At 69.3% G+C, this 19,146-nt stretch carries 13 protein-coding genes and 1 riboswitch; of the genes, 8 read left to right on the forward strand and 5 right to left on the reverse strand.

Going from position 1 to position 19,146, the window contains the following annotated elements; all coding sequences use genetic code 11:
• Window positions 1–42 precede the first annotated feature (42 nt).
• The 3 genes from dqs_RS04475 to thiD form a co-directional block, all read right to left on the reverse strand.
• Window positions 43–3,339: a DEAD/DEAH box helicase gene (locus dqs_RS04475; protein ID WP_065339783.1), complete on the reverse strand. Its 3,297-nt coding sequence runs from the start codon at window positions 3,337–3,339 to the stop codon at window positions 43–45.
• Between the two features lie 181 nt (window positions 3,340–3,520).
• Window positions 3,521–5,437 (reverse strand): phosphomethylpyrimidine synthase ThiC, encoded by a 1,917-nt coding sequence (thiC, locus tag dqs_RS04480; RefSeq protein ID WP_011764574.1) that lies wholly within the window; start codon window positions 5,435–5,437, stop codon window positions 3,521–3,523.
• A gap of 89 nt (window positions 5,438–5,526) precedes the next feature.
• Complete coding sequence (thiD, locus tag dqs_RS04485; protein WP_065339784.1) at window positions 5,527–6,381, reverse strand: bifunctional hydroxymethylpyrimidine kinase/phosphomethylpyrimidine kinase; 855 nt, start codon at window positions 6,379–6,381, stop codon at window positions 5,527–5,529.
• A riboswitch (TPP riboswitch) is annotated at window positions 6,374–6,475 on the reverse strand. It overlaps the preceding gene by 8 nt.
• 159 nt (window positions 6,476–6,634) lie before the next feature.
• Between thiD and dqs_RS04490 the strand changes: the two genes are divergently transcribed.
• Window positions 6,635–8,242: a carbonic anhydrase gene (locus dqs_RS04490; RefSeq protein ID WP_065339785.1), complete on the forward strand. Its 1,608-nt coding sequence runs from the start codon at window positions 6,635–6,637 to the stop codon at window positions 8,240–8,242.
• Window positions 8,243–8,254: 12 nt separating this feature from the next.
• On the opposite strand, the gene dqs_RS04495 is transcribed toward dqs_RS04490, so the two are convergent.
• On the reverse strand, window positions 8,255–9,658 hold the full coding sequence (locus tag dqs_RS04495) for an aminotransferase-like domain-containing protein (RefSeq protein WP_011764577.1): 1,404 nt from the start codon (window positions 9,656–9,658) through the stop codon (window positions 8,255–8,257).
• A gap of 161 nt (window positions 9,659–9,819) precedes the next feature.
• Here dqs_RS04495 and dqs_RS04500 point away from each other — a divergent pair, with 161 nt between their 5' ends.
• From dqs_RS04500 to dqs_RS04530, 7 genes are all read left to right on the forward strand, one after another.
• The gene (locus dqs_RS04500) at window positions 9,820–10,275 is read left to right on the forward strand and encodes a hypothetical protein (protein WP_157108142.1); all 456 of its coding nucleotides are present in this window, start codon (window positions 9,820–9,822) and stop codon (window positions 10,273–10,275) included.
• Between the two features lie 82 nt (window positions 10,276–10,357).
• Complete coding sequence (locus dqs_RS04505; protein WP_065339787.1) at window positions 10,358–11,035, forward strand: TetR/AcrR family transcriptional regulator; 678 nt, start codon at window positions 10,358–10,360, stop codon at window positions 11,033–11,035.
• Complete coding sequence (locus tag dqs_RS04510; RefSeq protein ID WP_065339788.1) at window positions 11,032–12,123, forward strand: efflux RND transporter periplasmic adaptor subunit; 1,092 nt, start codon at window positions 11,032–11,034, stop codon at window positions 12,121–12,123. Before dqs_RS04505 ends, dqs_RS04510 begins: the two co-directional genes overlap by 4 nt.
• Entirely contained in the window at window positions 12,120–15,338 is a 3,219-nt protein-coding gene (locus dqs_RS04515; protein ID WP_065339789.1) for an efflux RND transporter permease subunit, read from the forward strand. The genes dqs_RS04510 and dqs_RS04515 overlap by 4 nt, the downstream gene beginning before the upstream one ends.
• Window positions 15,339–15,413: 75 nt before the next feature.
• Window positions 15,414–16,067, forward strand: coding sequence for a protein-L-isoaspartate O-methyltransferase family protein (locus tag dqs_RS04520; protein ID WP_011764582.1), 654 nt, complete (start codon window positions 15,414–15,416; stop codon window positions 16,065–16,067).
• 8 nt (window positions 16,068–16,075) lie between these two features.
• Window positions 16,076–16,399 (forward strand): rhodanese-like domain-containing protein, encoded by a 324-nt coding sequence (locus tag dqs_RS04525; RefSeq protein WP_065339790.1) that lies wholly within the window; start codon window positions 16,076–16,078, stop codon window positions 16,397–16,399.
• A gap of 18 nt (window positions 16,400–16,417) precedes the next feature.
• On the forward strand, window positions 16,418–17,734 hold the full coding sequence (locus tag dqs_RS04530) for a TolC family outer membrane protein (protein WP_065339791.1): 1,317 nt from the start codon (window positions 16,418–16,420) through the stop codon (window positions 17,732–17,734).
• On the opposite strand, the gene waaA is transcribed toward dqs_RS04530, so the two are convergent.
• Entirely contained in the window at window positions 17,731–19,047 is a 1,317-nt protein-coding gene (waaA, locus tag dqs_RS04535; RefSeq protein WP_065339792.1) for a lipid IV(A) 3-deoxy-D-manno-octulosonic acid transferase, read from the reverse strand. The genes dqs_RS04530 and waaA overlap by 4 nt on opposite strands.
• Between the last annotated feature and the right edge of the window lie 99 nt (window positions 19,048–19,146).

Genomic DNA, 19,146 nt, shown 5'->3' on the forward strand with positions numbered 1-19,146 from the left:
CTGCAGCGACGACACGGCCCGGCCCAGCCGGGCCGTTTGCGTTTACCCGGGCGGCAGCGGCGCCAGCAGCGCGGCAATGTCGGCCTCGCCGAACTTCGCCAGCGCGTTCGCGTCTTCCGACAGCACGCTGGCCGCCAGCGCGGCTTTCTTGTCCTGCAGTGACAGGATGCGTTCCTCGATGCTGCCGGCGCAGATCAACTTGAACACGAACACCGGCTTGTCCTGGCCGATGCGGTGGGCGCGGTCGGTGGCCTGATTTTCGGCGGCCGGGTTCCACCACGGGTCGTAGTGGATCACGGTGTCGGCGGTGGTCAGGTTGAGGCCGACGCCGCCGGCCTTGAGGCTGATCAGGAATACCGGCGCGCGGCCCTTCTGGAAGTCCTCCACCGGAATGCGGCGGTCGCGGGTGTCGCCGGTCAGCGCCACCCAGCCGATCTTGGCCTTGTCGAGTTCGGCGGCGATCAGCGCCAGCATCTGGGTGAATTGCGAGAACACCAGGATGCGCCGGCCCTCGTCGATCAGCTCCGGCAGCATGCTCATCAGCAGGTCGAGCTTGGCGCGTTCCTTGACCTTGGCGGCAGCCGCGGTGGTCTTCAGCAGGCGGGGATCGCAGCACACCTGGCGCAGCTTGAGCAGCGCATCGAGGATGACGATCTGGCTGCGGGCGTAGCCCTTGGCGGCGATTTCGTCGCGGATCTTGCTGTCCATCGCCGCGCGCACGGTTTCGTAGAGGTCGCGCTGGCCGCCTTCGAGCGCCACGCTGCGCACGATGATGGTCTTGGGCGGCAGTTCGGTGGCCACGTCCTCCTTGCGCCGGCGCAGGATGAAGGGCCGCAGGCGCGCGGCGAGCAGGTCGCGGCGCACCGTGTCGCCGTGCTTTTCGATCGGTGTGCGCCAGGTCTTGGTGAAGTGCTTGGCGTCACCGAGGAAACCGGGCAGCAGGAAGTCGAACTGCGCCCACAGTTCGCCGAGGTGGTTTTCCAGCGGCGTGCCGGTGAGGCCGAGGCGGTGGCGCGCTTTCAGCTGGCGGATCACCTGCGCGCCCTTGCTGGCGACGTTCTTCACCGTCTGCGCTTCGTCGAGGATCAGGATGCTCCACTCGCGCGCCTGCAGTTCTTCTTCGTCGCGCCACAGCAAGGGGTAGGTGGTGATTGCGACATCCACGCGCGGTTTGCGCTTGCCGGGCTCGAGCTGCTCGAACAGGCCGTGGCGATCGGCGCCGTGCAGCTTCAGCACGCGCAGTTCGGGCGCGAAGCGTTCGGCTTCGGCCTGCCAGTTGAACACCAGCGAGGTCGGCAGCACGACCAGCGCAGGGCGGTCGAGCTTGCCGGCGTGCTTCAGAGCCAGCAGGTGGGCGAGCGTCTGCGCGGTCTTGCCCAGCCCCATGTCGTCGGCCAGGATGCCGGCGAGGTTGTTGCGCACCAGGTGCTGCAGCCACGCCAGGCCTTCGAGCTGGTAGGGCCGCAGTTCGGCCTTGAAGCCCTTCGGCTGGGGCACGGCTTCGATGCCGGTGGCGTCGCGCAGGCGGCGCGCGTAGGCCGCGAGCGTGTCCGCGCCGCGGCCCGGCAGCTGCAGCGCGGCAAGGCGGCCGGCGTCCAGCGGCGAGACCCGCATGTGCTCGCCGGTGGCGTTGTCGAACAGGTCGACCAGCGCCCGCACCAGCGACTTCAGGCGGCCGGCGGGCAGGCGCAGGCGGCCGAGAATGTCGTGGTGCAGGATGATCGGCTCGCTGTCGGCGATGCGCTCCAGGCCGCCCGACAGCCAGCGCGGGTCCTGCGCGAACAGTTCGGCCAGCAGTGGCGCCAGCGACACGCGCCGGCCTTCCACCTCGATGCCCGGCGAGATATCGAGCCAGCCGCCCTGTTCATCTACGTCGAGCAGCAGTTCGTCGATGTCGAGCGCGTGGTGGCGGAAGTCCTCCGGCATGTCCACCACCCAGCCTTCGCGCCGCAGCGCGGGGATGTCCTCGGCGGTGAAATGCACCCAGTCGGCCTCGCTCGCCAGGCCCAGCATGTGCGGCGGGGTGGCGCCGTGGCCGGTGTGCACCGCGTGCGCCGGCACCTTGCCGAAGCCGCTCTGGGTCAGGCGCCGCGCGGCGGCGGCCTCGGCGGCGCGATCACGCGTCAGGCGTGCGCTGCGGCCGTCGTCGAGCACGTGGAACAGTGCGGTGTCCGCGGCCTCGACCGTCAGCGGGCCGTAGCGGAACGCGAGCGTGGCGTAGTCGAAGCGGTTGACGCTGTAGCCGGGGTAGTCGCGGTAATCGACGCCGATCACCGGCAGCGTCGCGATGCGCAGCACCGGCAGCGGCGCGCCGTCGAGGCGCAGCGGCGGCTCGCCGGTGGCGAGCGGGGCGGGCAACTGTGGGGCGACGTCATGCAGGGTGTCGGCGACCAGCTCCGCCTCGGTGGGCGTCAGCGGCGGCAGCGCCAGCAGGCGAACCACCTGCTCGGCCGGCAGTTCCAGTGTCACCGGGCCGGCGACGCCCGTCGCGCGTTCCACGTACCACGGCGGCGACAGCGGCAGCACACGGTCCGCCGGGGGCGTCAGGCGCAGGCCGGGGGCGCGCAGTCCTTCGCGCGTGGTGCGCCATTCCGGCACCCCGGGTCGCGGCTCGCCCACCTGCAGCGGCGGCGATTCGAGCGTATCCAGGTGCGCGCGCCCGCTCGCCACCAGCCTTTCCATCAGCGCCGCGGCGTTGCGGCCGGCGAGCGGCAGCGCGTAGGGCAGGTAGCGGGTGCGCGGGCGCTGCGACCACAGCAGGCCGAGGATGTCGAGGTCGACCTCGTCCACGAAGGCCGGCGGCGCCTCGAAGGCGCGTTCGAAGTTGCTCCAGCCCTCGGCGCTGCGGATCTGCCCCTGGCGGTCGAGCCGCACCTTGTGACAGCTCACGACATAGTCCTGCACGTCGGCCTGGTCGTGGATCAGGTAGCGCAGCGCATGCACCGAGGGTGCCGCCCGGCGCGGCTCGCCCGCCGCGGTAGGGGCCTGGCCGGCCGCGCTGCGGAAGGCGTCGATCCACGCGAGGACCTGGTCGCGCGGGCGTTCGGGCCCGTCGCGCCGGGCCAGCCACGACAACAGCGTGGCGGCGACGTGCTTGCAGCTGTCGCCGAGCGGACAGCTGCAGTGCGACAGCAGGAAGGTGCCGCGCCAGGGGTCGCTGCGCACCTGCGCGCTGACCTGGTACGGGGTGGTCCGGCTGCCACGCACGCGCGCGTGGAGGATGTCGCCCTTGCGTTCCAGCTGGGTGACCGCGGCGAGGTAGGCACGTCCCTTGTCCACCTCGTGCTGGCCCAGCCAGGCGATGACATCGGCTTCGGTGTAGCTGTCGGGTGACTTCATGCGCTTGGAATGAAAAACGGGGGCGCCCGCGGGGAGGGGACGACGGGCGCGAAAGAATGTCAGCCCGGCAGTTTAGCCCGATCGCGCCGCTGCCGTTGCATTTCGGCGCCCAAAAAGCGGCGCCGTAAAAGCAACGGGCCGCGTACGCGGCCCGTTTGCAGAACAACCCGGACGGGGCTGCTTACACGTTGCGATAGACCTCGGCGCCGCTCTTGACGAACTCCACCGCCTTCACCTCCATGCCCTTCTGCAGGGCCTCGGCTTCGTCCACCCCTTGCTGGGCGGCGAAGTCGCGCACGTCCTGTGTGATCTTCATCGAGCAGAAGTGCGGCCCGCACATCGAGCAGAAGTGCGCGACCTTGGCCGATTCCTTGGGCAGGGTCTCATCGTGGAATTCCTTGGCCTTGTCCGGATCGAGGCCGAGGTTGAACTGGTCTTCCCAGCGGAACTCGAAGCGTGCCTTCGATAGCGCGTTGTCGCGGATCTGCGCACCCGGGTGGCCCTTGGCGAGGTCAGCCGCGTGGGCGGCGAGCTTGTAGGTGATGATGCCTTCCTTGACGTCCTGCTTGTTGGGCAGGCCCAGATGCTCCTTGGGCGTCACGTAGCACAGCATCGCGGTGCCATACCAGCCGATGGTGGCGGCGCCGATGCCGCTGGTGATGTGGTCGTAGCCCGGCGCGATGTCGGTGGTGAGCGGTCCCAGGGTGTAGAAGGGCGCTTCCTTGCACTGCTCGAGCTGGAGATCCATGTTCTCCTTGATCATGTGCAGCGGCACATGGCCCGGGCCTTCGATCATCACCTGCACGTCGTGCTTCCAGGCGATGTCGGTGAGTTCGCCCAGGGTCTTGAGTTCGCCGAGCTGGGCTTCGTCGTTGGCGTCGTAGATGGAGCCGGGGCGCAGGCCGTCACCGAGCGAGAAGGCCACGTCGTAGGCCTTCATGATTTCGCAGATGTCCTCGAAGTGGGTGTAGAGGAAGCTTTCCTTGTGATGCGCCAGACACCACTTCGCCATGATGGAGCCGCCGCGGCTGACGATGCCGGTCATGCGGTTGGCGGTGAGCGGGATGTAGCGCAGCAGCACGCCCGCGTGGATGGTGAAGTAGTCCACGCCCTGTTCGGCCTGCTCGATCAGGGTGTCGCGGAAGATCTCCCACGTGAGGTCCTCGGCCTTGCCGTCGACCTTTTCCAGCGCCTGGTAGATCGGCACCGTGCCGATCGGCACGGGGCTGTTGCGGATGATCCACTCGCGCGTTTCGTGGATGTTCTTGCCGGTCGAGAGGTCCATCACGGTGTCGCCGCCCCAGCGGATGGACCAGGTCATCTTGTCGACTTCCTCGGCGATGGAGGAGCCGAGCGCCGAGTTGCCGATGTTGGCGTTGATCTTCACCAGGAAGTTGCGGCCGATGATCATCGGCTCGGTTTCCGGGTGGTTGATGTTGGCGGGGATGATGGCGCGGCCGCGGGCGACCTCGTCGCGTACGAACTCGGGGGTGATTTCGTTGGGAATCGCGGCGCCGAAGTTCTGGCCCGGATGCTGACGGGTCAGCAGCGCAGCCATCTTCTGTCCGGTGGGGCCGGCGGCGAGCAGGGATTCCAGGTAGTCCTTGCGGCGCAGGTTCTCGCGGATCGCGATGTATTCCATTTCCGGCGTGACGATGCCGCGCCGCGCGTAGTGCATCTGCGTGACATTGGCGCCGGCCCTGGCGCGCAGCGGCTTGCGGTGCAGGCCCGGAAAGCGGAGTTCGTCCAGCCTGGGGTCAGCGGCACGCTGGCGGCCGTACTCGGAGCTGAGGTCGGCGAGCTGCTCGGTGTCGCCACGCTCCGCGATCCAGCCCGCGCGCAGCGCCGGCAGGCCGGAGCGGATGTCGATCTTCGCGGCCGGGTCGGTGTAGGGGCCGGAACAGTCATACACGAAGATGGGCGGATTGGGTTCGGCACCGAAGGAGGCCGGGGTGTCGCTCTGACGGATCTCGCGCATCGGCACGCGGATGTCGGGGCGCGAGCCTTCGACGTAGATCTTGCGCGAATTGGGCAGCGGGGCGATGGCGGCTTCGTCGACCTTGGCCTCGGTGGCGATGAAGTGTTCCTTGGCGTTCATAGGGGTCTCCTGGGGTACGGGTATGGAGCAGGCAGGCTGAGGACTGCTTCTTGTGGAATGTGCGGATGTGGACGGACGGCGCGACCGCCTCAGCGTCGCCACAGCGCGTGGAAGTGATGCACCGGGCCGTGGCCGCTGCCGACGCCGAGGTCGCCGCTATGGGCGATGGCGCCGAGCAGCCACTGGCGTGCCTGGCGCACCGCCGCCTCGACGCCGCGGAAGCCCCCGGCGGTCTGCGGCAGCAGTGCGGCGATCGCCGACGACAGCGTGCAGCCGGTGCCGTGGGTGTTCCTGGTGTCGATGCGCGGCGCCGGCAGTTCGATCATGCGGTCGCCGTCGAACAGCAGATCGACGACCTCGCTGCCGGGCAGGTGGCCACCCTTCAGCATCACCCAGCGCTCGGACGACAGCGGCAGCAGCTCGCGCAGGCGCTCGGCGGCGCGGTACATCTCCTTCACCGATTCCGGTGCGCGCTGCTCCAGCAGCACCCCGGCTTCGGGCAGGTTGGGGGTGATCATGAAGGCCTGCGGAAACAGCGCCTCGCGCATCATCGCGATCGCGTTCTTCGCCAGCAGGGTGTCGCCGCTCTTGGCCACCATGACCGGATCGAGCACCACGTTGGCGGCCTGCCAGTGGGCGAGGCGGTCGACGACGGTGGCGGTGACCTCGGCGCTGCCGAGCATGCCGATCTTGGTGGCGTGCACCGCGACGTCGGCGAACAGGGTGTCGAGCTGCAGGCGCAGGAAGTCGGTCGGCGGCACATGCACGCCGGTGACCGCCTGGGTGTTCTGCGCGGTCAGCGCGGCAATGACACCGCAGCCATAGGCACCGAGCGCGGAGAAGGTCTTGATGTCCGCGAAAATGCCGGCGCCACCGCTCGGATCGACTCCGGCGATGGAAAGCACATTCGGGATGGAACTGGGATGGGTGCTGGATGAACTCATGAACGCGTTTCCCTACGCCGGCACGATCCGGATCAGGTGTTGAGGGACTCTCTCAGCCCGCCGCAACCTTGCGCGGGCACCCCTAACGGCAAGCCCGCGACGATACTGGATGCCTCATCCACTGACAAGCGACACGCCGCGCTTCTGTGCGCGGCCGTGACCGGGTGCGCGCGGGCGAGAAGGTCTGCCTGGTTACGCTCAAGATATTCCTGTGCTTGCCGAAACAGGAGCTGTAAGCCTCCCGGATCGCACCATGAAGCTCCGTCACCTCGCCGCGCTGCTGATCTTGCCCCTGTCACCCGGGTGGGTGCCGCACGCCCATGCGGACGAGTGGCAACTGGTGCTGAGCGACCGCGAGCGCCGGGTGGAGATCGACCGCGCCAGCATCTTCGATTCCGATCGCGGCACCAAGGTCTCGTGGGGGCGGGTGGTGCTGGCGCCCGAGGAGGCACGCAAGGCGGGCTACGGCACCGTGCGCGCGCTCAATCGCTACGACTGCATGAACCGCAGCTTTTTCACGATCAAGCGGGTATACCTCGACACCGCCGGCCGGGTCGTCCGCGAAGAGGCGGTGACCGACACCAGCCCGGTGATGGTCACCCGCAATTCGGTGGACGAGCGGATGTGGCGCGAGGTGTGCCGCCCGCCCACCGTCAGCGATCTGCAGAAGGTTGCCGCCGCGGCGGGCCGATCGGCTGCAGAAACCCGCCCGGTGCCGACGCCCGCCGCCAAGCCCGCGGCTGCCGAGCTGAAGCCGGCGCCGAGCGCACGCACCGAGACCAAGGGCGCCGCGCCGACTCCGCCCGTTCCCCCTAAAACAGAACCGGCCGCTACGCCCGCTGCCGGGCCCGCGCCTGCCGTGGTGGCCCGCGCAGGTGCCGCCGAAACCCGCGATCCCCCCCGCAGCGAGGGGCTGCGCCCGGCCGACTTCCAAGCGCCCCAGGCCGCGGCCGCTGCCCGGCCCGCGACTCCTGCAGCGACGCCGGTTTCCACCGCGGCCGCGGCGCCGGCCACCCCGGCCACCCCGACCACCCCGGTGTTGCCCGGCACGCCGGGTGCTCCGCCTGTTGCTGCCGCGCCGGCGGCGCCGGCCGTCCCCACCCCGGTGCAGTCCGCCGCGCGCGCGCCGGCCCCGCGCGCGGCGCCTGCGCCGGTAGAGGCGGCACCGCGCCCCGCCGCCCTGGAGCAGAGGTGGAGCTACGACGGCGAGACCGGCCCCGAGCATTGGGCCCGGCTGCGGCCCGACTGGCGGGTGTGCGGCGACGGCAAACGCCAGTCGCCGATCGACCTGCGCGAAGGTGTGGGGGTGGACCTCGAGCCGGTCCGCTTCGACTACCGCAGCACGCGCTTCCGCATCGCCGACACGGGCACCACGCTGCAGGTCAACGTGGGTGAGGGTATGGGCATGGAAGTGCGCGGCCGGCGCTACGAGCTGACCCATTTCACGCTGCATCGTCCTTCCGAGGAGCGCGTGGGCGGGCGCGCGGCCGACATGACGGTCCACTTCCACCATCGCGATGCCGAGGGCCGGCTGGCCATGGTGTCGGTGATGCTGGAGCGCGGCGCCGAAGCCAACCCCCTGCTGCAGGCCTTGTGGAACAACCTGCCGCTGGAGAAGGGGACTGCCTACATGCCGGCGTCGTCGATCGACCTCGGCGCGCTGCTGCCGGCCAGTCCCGGCCACTTCCTCTACATGGGCTCGCTCACCACGCCGCCCTGCACCGAGGGCGTGCTGTGGGTGGTGATGAAGACGCCGGTCACGATCTCGGACGAACAGCTCGGCATCTTCGCCCGCCTGTATCCGCGCAACGCGCGACCCATCCAGCCCGCCAACGGCCGCCTGATCCTCGAATCGCGCTGACGCGCGCCGTGCTCACAGTGCCGCGAGCGTGTCGCCGAGAAAGCGTTCGAGCACTTTCTCTGCCGAGAACGCGACGTTGAAGCGCAGCCACGGGCTGGCCTGCATCTGCGGGCGGAAGGCCTTGCCCGGCGCCAGCATGATGTTCTGCAGCGCGGCGCGGGAGGCGAGCGCCGCGCTGTCGTCGAGCTCGGGCACGCGCGCCCACACGAATACGCCGCCGCGCGGCTCCACGAAGGTTTCGAGTCCGCAGCGTTCCAGCAAGCGCAGCGTGGTTTCGGTCGCCTGCGCCAGTCGGCTCTGCATGCGTTCCAGGTACTTGCGGTAGTGGCCGTCGGTCAGCATCTGATACACCAGCTGCTCGCTGAATTCCGATGAGCACAGCGTGGTCAGCAGCTTCACGTCGGTCATTTCGGCCACCAGGTCCGGCCGCGCCGCGAGGAAGCCGACCCGCAGGCTGCCGGACAGGGTTTTCGAGAAGCTGCCGACGAAAATCACCCGTTCGAGCTGGTCCAGCGTGGCCAGCCGCGCGCTGTTGTGCGGATGGAAGTCGGCGTAGGTGTCGTCCTCGATGATCAGGAAGTCGTGCTTTTCGGCCAGTTGCAGGATGCGGAAAGCGACCGCCGGTGACAGGTCCGAGCCGGTGGGGTTGTGCAGCACCGAGTGGGTGAAGAACACGCGTGGCTGGTGATGTTCGAGCAGCGCTTCCAGCGCCTCGACGTCGGGGCCGTCCGCCAGCCGCGGCACGCCCACCAGCTTGGCGCCCTGCAGCCGCAGGTTGCCGAAGAAGTTGTAGTAGCCGGGGTCGTCCACCAGCACGGTGTCGCCGGGCTTGATCAGATGGCGGGCGACGATGTCGAGCGCGCTGGTGGCGCCCTCGGTGAGCACGATCTGCCCCGGCGCGGCGCCGATGCCGAATTCCGCCAGCCGCACCTGCAGTTGCTGGCGCAGCGGCAGATAGCCTTGGGGCGTGCCGTAACCGGTCAGGCGCGCGTCCGCCCGGCGCGACAGTGTGCGCAGGTGGCGGCGCAGGCCGTCCTGGTCCAGCCAGTCGTCGGGCAGCCAGCCTGCGCTGGCCTTGATCAGGCCCGGGCGGTCGTCGAGGACCTGGCGCATCAGCCATGCGACATCGACCGCGCGGTCCGTTTCCGCCTGGGGGCGGCCGTCGCCCCCCTCGTGGCGCGGCGCGACGAAGAAGCCCGAACCACGGCGCGAGCGCAGGTAGCCGAGCGCGACCAGGCGGTCGTACGCCTCGACGACGGTGAACCGGCTTACCCGCTGGGTTTCCGCGAACTTGCGGATCGGCGGCAGGCGCATTCCGGGCCGCAGGATGCGGTCGTCGATCTGGCTGCGCACCGCCCCCACGATCTGTTCCACCAGCGGGGTGGGGTGGGTGCTGTCGAGGCTCACCATCAGCATCGGGTTCTCCTTGGGCAAGCGGACGGGCCGGCCGCACGACCGGCGGCGTACTGCCCGCGCCACCGGTACGGGTTGCGGCGCGGCGGCGCGAGTGTCCATTTTCATTCTCGAAGTGTCCGGTAGTGTCTGGTTCTCGATCAGGCAGTGTCAAGGACACGGACATGCGCGAAAACGGAGAGCGGCATCCCCCGCCTGAGGCGCGGCGGTGGACCGGGGTGGCGGTGCTTGCGCTGGCGGTGTTGATGCTGGCTGCCTGCCAGCGGCCGTCGGCGCCGGTCGAGCTGGAGTGGCGCGAGCGCCAGCAGGTGTTCCGTCTGCTGGCCGAGCCGCCGCGGCTGGAGGCCTACGGACTGCGCGGCGGAGTGATCCCGCTCGGTAGCGTGCGCTTGCCGGCGGGGGCCTGTCCGCGCGCCATGGCGCTGGACGCGGAGGCCGGGCGCGTGCAGGTGTGGTACGCGGACGGCGGCGTGGAGATCGATGCGCGTGCGCTTCGCATCGTCGGCACGCTAGCCGGCGATGGCGTGGCTTCGGCTGGCAACCGGCGCGAGGGCGCCGCGGTTCTTGCCCGGATGGAGCCGGAGGGATGCATCCCGGGCGCGACCTGGGCGCATCGGTAGCAAAAAAACTGCTTGAAATCGCCCCGTCTTCCTTCTTTAATGACTGACTGGTTAGTAATTAAGTCGAAATGGATAGGTCGGCATGAAGGTAAAGGACGGGCAGGTGGGGAGCGGCGGCGCGCAGCGGCCGCGGGTGCGTCGCAAGGAGGCCCGGCCGCAGGAATTGCTTGCCGCCGCCCTGGCGCTGTTTGTCGAGAAGGGGTACGCCGCCACGCGTCTGGAGGAGGTCGCCGCGCGCGCGGGGGTGTCCAAGGGCACGCTCTATCTGTACTTCGACAGCAAGGAAGCGCTGTTCAAGGCAGTCATCCGTGAAGGCGTGGTGCCCGCGATCGACGCGGGCGAAGCGATGCTGGAAACCTTCGCCGACGACCCGGTTGCGCTGCTGCGCGCCTTCCTGCATGCGTGGTGGGAGCGTATCGGCAGCACCGAGCTGGGCGGCCTGCCCAAGCTCATGATGTCCGAGGCGGGCAATTTCCCCGACGTGGCGGCCTACTACAACGAAGCGGTCATCCAGCGCGGGCTCGGGCTGCTGCGCACCGCGGTCAGGCGCGGCATCGATGCCGGCGTGTTCCGCGCGGTCGATCTCGATCTGGTCGGCACGCTGCTGATCGCGCCGCTGGTGCACCTGTCGATGTGGCGCCATTCCTTCGCCACCTGCTGCGCCACCCCCATCGAACCGCGCGCCTATGTCGATGCGCATATCGACCTGGTCCTCCACGGGCTGCGCAACGACCCCGTGCCCGCCGGAGTTGCCCGATGAACCCGCGCTCCGTTCTGGCGCCGATCGCCGCGTTGCTGCTGCTGGTGGCCTGCTCCGAGGCGCCGCCCCCGCCGGCCGCGCCGCGTGTGGTGCTGGTGCAGCGGCTTGCGGAGCCCGGCGCGGTCGAATCCGCCGAGCTATACACGGGGGAAATCCGGGCGCGCTACGAAAGTCCGCTTGCGTTCCGCATCGGCGGCAAGCTGGTGGAGCGTAAGGTCGAGGTGGGCAGCGAGGTACGGCGCGGTCAGGTGCTGGCGCGGCTGGATCCGCGCGACGCGGAGCTGGGGGCTGCCGCAGCGGCGGCCCAGGTGGCGGCGGCGCGGGCCGATGCCGCGCTGGCAGTGGCGGAATACGAGCGGGCGGTGGGGCTGCGCGCGCAGAACTTCATCAGCGGCTCTGCCCTGGACGCGCGCCGCAGCGCGCGCGAAGCGGCCGAAGCGAAGCTGCGCCAGGCGGAGGCGCAGGCGGCCGCGGCGCGGAACCAGAGCGGCTACACCGCCTTGGTTGCAGACAGCGACGGCGTCGTCACCGCGCTGGAAGCAGAGGTGGGACAGGTGCTGGCCGAGGGGCAAGCGGTGATGACGCTGGCGCGGCCGGGCAACCGCGAGCTGCTGGTCCATGTGCCGGAGGGGCGGATGCGCGAGCTGGTGCCGGGGCGGGAGGCCGAAGTCCGGCTGTGGAGCGCGCCCTTGCAGACTTACCGCGGCCGTGTCCGCGAAGTCGCGCCGATGGCGGACGCCGCAACCCGCACTTACGCACTGCGGATTGCGCTGCCTGATGCCGGGTTGCCGCTGGGTGCTACCGCCAGCGCCACTTTCCATACCGACGCTGCTGATTCACGCGTGCTGCCGGCGGCGGCAGTCACGCGCGCGGGCGAAGGCGCGGTGGTGTGGGTGGTGGACAACGAGGAGCGGGTACGGCCGGTGGCCGTGGAGGTGCTGGCCTACGACGAACGCGGTGCCACTTTGCGCGGTGGTCCGCCGGCCGGTACGCGCGTGGTGATTGCGGGCGTGCACAAGCTGGTTGAAGGCGAGGCGGTGCGGGCGGTGGAATCCGGTGCTCCGGTCGCGCTGGATGCGCAGCGATGAGCCGGCGCCGCGGCTTCAATATCTCCGCGTGGGGGCTGGCCCATCCCGCGCTGGTGCTCTACTGCCTGATCGCACTGAGCCTGATCGGCATCCTGGCGTATTCGCGCCTGGGGCAATCGGAGGACCCGCCCTTCACCTTCAAGATCATGGTGGTGCGCACCGAATGGCCCGGCGCGAGCGCGCGCGAGGTCGAGCAGCAGGTGACCGACAAGATCGAGAAGAAACTGCAGGAGATCGCCCAGCTCGATTTCGTGCGCAGCTTTTCCAAGCCGGGCGAATCCATGGTGCTCGTGCTTGCCAAGGATTCGACCGCGGCGCGCGAGGTTGAGGGGATCTGGTATCAGGTCCGCAAGAAAGTCGGCGACATCCGCGACTACCTTCCGGCCGGCGTGAAGGGGCCCTACTTCAACGACGAGTTCGGCGACACCTACGGCAACATCTTTGCGCTGGTGGGAGACGGCATCTCGCATGCCGAGCTGAAGCGCCACGCGGAGGCTGTCCGCGGCGAGCTGCTGCGCGTCCCGGATGTCGGCAAGGTGAGCTTCTTCGGCGAGCAGGCGCAGCGGGTGTACATCGAGCTGTCCAACACCAAGCTGGCCACCTTCGGATTGGGGCTGGCCGACATCGCCGCCGCCTTGTCGGCACAGAACGCGAAGGCCGGATCCGGCTTCTTCGAAACCGCCGACGAACGCATCTGGCTGCGCCCCTCAGGCCAGTTCGACGACCTGCAGGCGATTGCCGACACGCTGATCCGTGCCCAGGGACGCGTGTTCCGTCTCGGCGACGTGGCGGAGATCCGGCGCGGCTACGTCGATCCGCCCAGCGAGCGCATGCGCTTTAACGGCGCGGATGCGTTCGGTATCGGCGTGGCGATGCGCGCGGGCGGGGACATCGTCGCGCTGGGGCGCCACCTCGACGAGGCGGCGGCGCGGATCGAGGCCCAGTTGCCGGTGGGCATCCGCTTCGAGCGCGTTACCGACCAGCCGCGGGCGGTGCGCAATTCCGTGGGCGAGTTCGTCCAGGTGCTGACCGAGGCGGTCATCATCGTGATGGCGGTCAGCCTGCTGTCGCTCGGTTTTCGCACCGGCGTCGTGGTGCTGATCATCATCCCGGTGGTGCTGGCGATCACCTTCCTGTTCATGCATCTGTTCGGCATCGGCCTGCACAAGATCTCGCTCGGCGCGCTGATCATCGCGCTCGGCCTGCTGGTGGACGACGCGATCATCGCGGTGGAGATGATGGCAACCAAGATGGAACAGGGCTGGGAGCGGGCGAAGGCGGCCAGCTTTGCCTACACGAGCACGGCGATGCCGATGCTGTCGGGCACGCTGGTGACCGCTGCCGGCTTCCTGCCGATCGCAACCGCGGCGTCGTCCACCGGCGAGTACACGAGGTCCATCTTCCAGGTAACGGTGACTGCGCTGCTGGTGTCGTGGGTGGCGGCGGTGCTGTTCGTCCCTTACCTCGGCTATCACCTGTTGCCGGACTTCCGCGCCCGGAACGGCCGGCCGTCACGGCTCGCAGGCTGGATCGGACGCGTTTCGCCCGGGCTGGCAGCCCGTCTGCAGGCGCGCGCGTCGCACGGCCACGCCCAGCACGACGAGTACGCCATCTACCACACCCCCTTCTACACCCGGCTGCGCACGCTGGTGGGCTGGTGCGTCGCGCACCGCTGGCTGGTCATCGCGCTGACGCTGGCGAGCTTCGTGCTGTCGCTCGTCGTCTTCGTGCGCTTCGTGCCGCAGCAGTTCTTCCCCGATTCGACCCGGCCGGAGCTGCTGGTCGACCTGCGACTGGCCGAAGGCGCCTCCCACGAGGCCACCGAGCGCGCGGTGCATCGGCTCGAAGGCTGGCTCCAGCAGCAGGAGGGGGTCGAGAACTTCGTGGCGTGGCTGGGGGCGGGCAGTCCGCGGTTCTATCTGCCGCTCGACCAGCAGCTTGCGCAGACCAACTTTGCCCAGCTTGTCGTGCTGACGAAGGGCATCGCAGAACGGGAGGCGGTGCGCAGCCGGCTCATCCGCCTGTTCGAGGATGAGGCCTGGCCCTTGCGGGCCACGATCAACCGGCTGGAGAACGGCCCGCCGGTGGGTTTCCCGGTGCAGTACCGGGTCAGCGGCCAGGATATCGACACATTGCGGACGATTGCCCATCGGGTGGCCGAGGCGATGCGGACCGACCGGAACCTTTCCAATGTCCACCTCGACTGGGAGGAGCCGGCGAAATCGATCCGCCTGAAGGTGGACCAGGACAAGGCGCGCCTGCTCGGGGTGTCGAGCCGCGATCTGGCCGGCCTGCTGGCCACCTCCTTGCAAGGCACAACGGTGAGCGAGTTCCGGGAGGGCACCGAGACGATACAGATGGTGCTGCGCGGCGCGGGCGCGGAGCGCGCGCACCTCGGGCTGCTGTCCGATCTCGCGGTGCCGGTGTCGGGCGGGCGCAGCGTTCCGCTCGCGCAGCTGGCGACGCTCGAATACGGTTTCGAGGAGGGCGTGATCTGGCGGCGCAACCGGATTCCCACCGTGACGGTCCGCGCCAGTCTGTACGGCGGTACACAGCCCGCGGTCGTCGTGCAGCAGCTGGGCCCGCAGATCGAGGCGATCCGCGCCGCGTTGCCACTCGGGTATCGGGTAGAGGTCGGCGGCGCGGTGGAGGAAAGCAGCAAGGGCGGTGGCTCGGTGGCCGCCGGCGTCCCGCTGTTCATCGGGGTGGTGCTTACCGTGCTGATGCTGCAGTTGCAGAGCTTCTCCCGCACGCTGCTGGTGGTGCTGACGGCGCCGCTCGGCATGATCGGGGTGACGGTGTTCCTGCTCGCGTTCAACAAACCCTTCGGCTTCGTCGCCATGCTGGGGACGATCGCGCTGTCGGGGATGATCATGCGCAACTCGGTGATCCTCGTCGACCAGATCCGTCAGGACGTCGACGCCGGCCGCACGGCATGGGACGCCGTCGTTGAGGCGACGGTGCGGCGTTTCCGTCCCATCGTGCTGACGGCCGCGGCGGCGATCCTGGCGATGATACCGCTGTCGCGCTCGGCCTTCTTCGGGCCGATGGCCGTCGCCATCATGGGCGGACTGACTGTTGCCACGGTGCTGACGATGCTCTTTCTGCCGGCCCTTTATGCAGCCTGGTATCGCATCCGCCGCGCTCCCGCGCCGCTGCCGCCGGCGCCACCCTCGGGGGCGAACATGGAGGCCGTTCAAGGCGCTAGAATGTGAAGGTTTTTCATTCGATTACGCTAGTATTAGATTATTCTAATTTAGCGCATGCTAATATTTAGGTGGGAGTCCTAGATGAACTTCGAGAAAGCGCGCTTCAACATGGTTGAGCAACAGATCCGCCCCTGGGATGTGCTGGATCCGGCAGTGCTCGACCTCCTGATGACGGTCAAGCGCGAGGAATACGTGCCGGCCGCCGCCCGCGCGCTCGCGTTCGCCGACGTGGAAATTCCGCTCGGCCAGGGCCAGGTCATGCTGAAGCCGGTCATCGAAGGCAAGATCCTGCAGTCGCTGCAACTGCACCGCTCCGACTCCGTGCTCGAAGTGGGCGCCGGCAGCGGTTACTTCGCCGCGTTGCTTGCCGCCCGCGTCGAATGGGTGCGCACGGTCGACATCGAGCCCGAACTGGTCCGGTTTGCCCACGCCAACCTGGCGCGCAACGGGGTCGAGAACGTCATCGTCGAAGAGGGCGATGCCGCCCAGGGCTGGGCGAGCCGCGCGCCCTACGACGTGATCGTGGTGTCGGGCGGGCTGCCGGTCGTGCCCCAGGCACTGCTTGAACAACTGAAGGTGGGTGGCCGCCTGTTCGCCTTCGTGGGCGAAGCGCCGGTGATGAAGGCGCGCCTGATCACCTGCGAGGCCGAGGGCCGCTTCCTGACCGAAGACATTTTCGAAACCCTGGTGCCGATGCTGAAGAACGCACCGCGCCAGGACAGCTTCCGCTTCTGAGGTTTTCCATGCACGAGATCACCCCCGTCCAGCTCGCCGAGTGGCTTGCCGATCCCGCCAAGATCAAACCCCTGCTGCTGGACGTGCGCGAGCCCTGGGAATACGAGTTGTGCCACATCGACGGTTCGGTGCCGATGCCCATGGGCACCGTGGCCGGGCGCATCGGCGAACTCGACCCCGAGCAGGTCATGGTGGTGGTCTGCCACCATGGCGGGCGCAGCGCCCAGGTGGGGATGTTCCTCAAGCGCCAGGGGTTCAAGCGGGTGATCAATCTTGCCGGCGGCGTGGCCGAGTGGGCGGCGAAGGTCGATCCTTCGATGCCTCATTACTGAGCTGCGCGGGAGGCCGGGATGAAGCGATCGCTTGCTGCGAAGCTGTTCGCGGCGGGGCTGGCTGCGGCCTTCGGCGCACCAGCGGCCGCGGCGGACCTGCTGCAGACCTACCGCGACGCGCTTGCCAACGACGCGCGCTACGCCGCCGCCCGGGCGGAGCGCGACGCCGGCATGGAGCGGGTGGTGCAGGCGCGCGCCGGGTTGCTGCCCAACCTCACGGCCTCGGCGTCCACCGCCTATAACGACGGCGAGGCGCGCACCTCCGCGGTGTCCGTGGATCGGCGCTACAACAGCAACGGCTACGCGGTGCAGCTGACCCAGCCGCTGTTCCGCTGGCAGAACTGGGTGCAGTACAAGCAGGGCGAACTGCAGACGGCGCTGGCCGAAACCCAGTTCGGCCAGGCGCGGCAGGATCTGATCCTGCGCGTTGCGGAAGCCTACTTCAACGTACTCAATGCGCAGGACGCGCTCGATGCCGTCGTGCAACTGCGCACCGCCGCCGCCGAGCAACTCGAACTCGCGCGTCGCAGCTTCGAGGTCGGAACGGTCACCATTACCGACGTGCATGAGGCGCAGTCGCGCTACGACCTCGCCTCCGCGCAGGAGATCGCCGCGCGCAACGATCTCGATGTCCAGCGTCAGACGCTGGCGCAGATCATCGGCCGCGAACCGGATCCGCTGGCGCCGCTGCGCGCCGGCGTCGAACTGCAGCGCCCGCAACCAGACAGCATCGCAGACTGGGTGGGAGCGGCGGAGCAGGGCAGCTTCGGCGTCCAGGGGCAGCAGCTCAACCGCGAGATCGCTGCGCGCGAAGTCGAGCGCGCGCGCGCCGGCCATCTGCCGACGCTGGATCTGGTCGCCTCGCGCGGGCTGAATCAGCGCCCGTCGATCACCACCGAACGCAGCGAAGCCAGCTCCATCGGGCTGCAACTCAATGTGCCCTTGTACCAAGGCGGCGCGGTGTCCTCGCGCGAGCGCGAAACCGCCGCGCTCAAGCTCAAGGCCGACGCGGATCTGGAGGACGCGCGCCGCGGCGCCGCACTGGTCGCCCGCCAGTCCTATCTCGGCGTCACCAGTGGTCTAGCCCAGATTCGTGCGCTCGAGGCGGCGCGGATATCCTCGGCCTCGGCGCTCGAAGCGAACCGCCTGGGTTACGAGGTGGGGGTGCGGATCAATATCGACGTGCTCAACGCCCAGACCCAACTGGCCGACACCCAGCAGCGTCTCGCGCGTGCACGCTATGACACGCTGCTGGCGCAACTGCGGCTGAAGGCGGCGGCCGGGACGCTGGGCGACGAGGACGTCCAGGCGATCAACGCGCTGCTCGCGCCTTAAGGGCGCGCAGCGTCCGCTTGCTGCAGCAGGTCGAGCGTGCGTGCGGTGGCGCCGCGGTGCGCCGCCGCGAAGCCGCGTCCGGCGTCCGCCAGGGCTGCGCGTCGCGGTCGGTCGGCCAGCAGTTCCAGCGCCCGTGCCATGCCGGCCGCCGCGTCAGGCTCGCGCAGCGCGGCGCCGGCGGTCACCGCAGCATCCGCAACCCATTCGAAGTTGAACGTGTGCGGCCCGAGCACCACGGGCGTACCGACCGCGCAGGCTTCGATCGGATTCTGCCCGCCGAAGGGTAGCCAGCTGCCGCCGATCAAGGCGACATCCGCAGCGGCGTAATACGCGAACATCTCACCCATCGAATCGCCCAGCCAGACCCGCGTGGTGCGCGCCACTACCTGCCCGTCGGAGCGCCGCTGCAGCGCGAGGCCGCGTTCGGAAGCCAGCGCGGCGACCTCGTCGAAGCGCTGCGGATGACGCGGCACGAGCAACAGCAATGCTTCCGGCGACGCCATGCGCGCAAACGCGTCGAGCAGCGCCGCTTCTTCCCCTTCGCGGGTGCTGGCCGCCATCACCACCGGGCGCTCGCCGCAGCGCGCCCGGAACGCCGCGCCGAGCGCGAGCGCTGCGGCCGGGGCCTCGATGTCGAACTTGATGTTGCCGGTGACCGACACGCCGGTCGCCCCCAGCGCCTGCAGTCGTTCCGCGTCGGCGGCGGTCTGCGCCCCGGTGGCGGCCAGCGCACCGAGCGTCATCCGCGACAGCAGCGGGAAACGGGCGTAGCGGCCGGCGGAGCGGGCCGAGAGCCGCGCGTTCGCCAGCACGACCGGAACGCCGGACCGGGCGGCGGTGGCGAGCAGGTTGGGCCACAGCTCGGTTTCCATGATGACCCCGAAGCGGGGGCGGAAGTGGCACAGGAAGCGCGCCGCCAGCCACGCGAGGTCGTAGGGCAGGTAGACCGACCGCACCCGCGGCTCCGCGTCGAACAGTTGCTGCGCGGTGGCCCGTCCGGTGGGTGTCATGTGCGTGAGCAGCACGTCGTGCTGCGGCCAGCGCGCAAGGAGGGCGCGCACCAGGGGCTCGGCGGCGCGGGTTTCACCCACCGACACCGCGTGCACCCAGATCAGCGGCGCCGCCGGCGGCGCGGCGTAGCGGCCGAACCGTTCGCCGAGATGATGCAGATAGGCCGGCTGCTTGCGGGCGCGCCACGCGAGACGCGCGACGACGAGGGGCAGGGCAAGGGCCCACAGCAAGGAATAGGCGAGGGACGCGAGGCGTGCCTGGAGGGCGCGCGGCGAGCGCTGGGGAGAGGGGCGGGTAGGCATTCACAACCGGACACGATTCGGCTCGCGGAGTATAGCCCGCAGTCGTGCTTCTTCATGGTTGACAGTCGTTTGCCATGCGATAATCGGCGCGACCCATTC

Source organism: Azoarcus olearius (assembly GCF_001682385.1).
GTDB lineage: Bacteria > Pseudomonadota > Gammaproteobacteria > Burkholderiales > Rhodocyclaceae > Azoarcus > Azoarcus olearius.

Bases quoted from the DNA above. Each gene is read 5' to 3' on its own strand.
- dqs_RS04525 (WP_065339790.1), top strand. From the start codon at position 16,076: ATGCACGAGATCACCCCCGTCCAGCTCGCCGAGTGGCTTGCCGATCCC.
- thiC (WP_011764574.1), bottom strand. From the start codon at position 5,437: ATGAACGCCAAGGAACACTTCATCGCCACCGAGGCCAAGGTCGACGAA.
- dqs_RS04515 (WP_065339789.1), top strand. From the start codon at position 12,120: ATGAGCCGGCGCCGCGGCTTCAATATCTCCGCGTGGGGGCTGGCCCAT.
- dqs_RS04505 (WP_065339787.1), top strand. From the start codon at position 10,358: ATGAAGGTAAAGGACGGGCAGGTGGGGAGCGGCGGCGCGCAGCGGCCG.
- dqs_RS04500 (WP_157108142.1), top strand. From the start codon at position 9,820: ATGCGCGAAAACGGAGAGCGGCATCCCCCGCCTGAGGCGCGGCGGTGG.
- dqs_RS04510 (WP_065339788.1), top strand. From the start codon at position 11,032: ATGAACCCGCGCTCCGTTCTGGCGCCGATCGCCGCGTTGCTGCTGCTG.
- dqs_RS04530 (WP_065339791.1), top strand. From the start codon at position 16,418: ATGAAGCGATCGCTTGCTGCGAAGCTGTTCGCGGCGGGGCTGGCTGCG.
- waaA (WP_065339792.1), bottom strand. From the start codon at position 19,047: ATGCCTACCCGCCCCTCTCCCCAGCGCTCGCCGCGCGCCCTCCAGGCA.
- dqs_RS04495 (WP_011764577.1), bottom strand. From the start codon at position 9,658: ATGCTGATGGTGAGCCTCGACAGCACCCACCCCACCCCGCTGGTGGAA.
- dqs_RS04520 (WP_011764582.1), top strand. From the start codon at position 15,414: ATGAACTTCGAGAAAGCGCGCTTCAACATGGTTGAGCAACAGATCCGC.
- dqs_RS04490 (WP_065339785.1), top strand. From the start codon at position 6,635: ATGAAGCTCCGTCACCTCGCCGCGCTGCTGATCTTGCCCCTGTCACCC.
- dqs_RS04475 (WP_065339783.1), bottom strand. From the start codon at position 3,339: ATGAAGTCACCCGACAGCTACACCGAAGCCGATGTCATCGCCTGGCTG.
- thiD (WP_065339784.1), bottom strand. From the start codon at position 6,381: ATGAGTTCATCCAGCACCCATCCCAGTTCCATCCCGAATGTGCTTTCC.